The sequence below is a fragment of the Bacteroides sp. AM16-13 genome (assembly GCF_003602705.1).
Taxonomy (GTDB): Bacteria; Bacteroidota; Bacteroidia; order Bacteroidales; family Bacteroidaceae; genus Bacteroides; species Bacteroides xylanisolvens.
On the sequence record NZ_QTLK01000091.1, the window covers coordinates 1 to 510 of the forward strand.

Below are 510 nucleotides of genomic sequence, written 5' to 3' on the forward strand. Positions count from 1 at the left end.
ATTGATGAAAAAGCATTGAAAAATGCTCGTCCGGCATTGGCTCAAGCATGGAGGAGTTTCCTAGACTACAATCCTAACAATGGAATATTGGCGGTAGTTACCCAGTTGGGGGAGGTCCTTGAGGTTTATAATTTGAAAGATAGTACTCATGTTGTTCGTATCGGTGAGCATGGTGAACCTGAATTCAAAGTATCAGATGGATATGGTATACCAACGGGTGTTATGGGATTTAGTGATGTACAAGTAACAGATAGTGCCATTTATATAGTATTTCATGGAACGCCTTTTAAGGAGATTGCGAGACAAAGCGGGAGGCTTCCTGATGGAGGAAAATATATTTATGTATTTAGTTTGAAAGGAGAACCGTTATGTAAATATGTGCTCGACCATTATATATATGGTATTTGGGTGGATGAAGCTACTAAAACGATAATAGCGACAGATGTAAATAATGATGAGCCAATACTTAAGTTTAACTTTGGCTGAATGAGATAATTAACTTGATTAAAA

At 37.3% G+C, this 510-nt stretch carries 1 protein-coding gene; it reads left to right on the forward strand.

The genetic code is table 11. From position 1 onward, the window contains the following. Positions 1 to 486 (forward strand): BF3164 family lipoprotein (locus DW173_RS23720; RefSeq protein WP_233562312.1); only part of this gene is annotated, 486 nt, incomplete at its 5' end. Positions 487 to 510 lie beyond the last annotated feature (24 nt).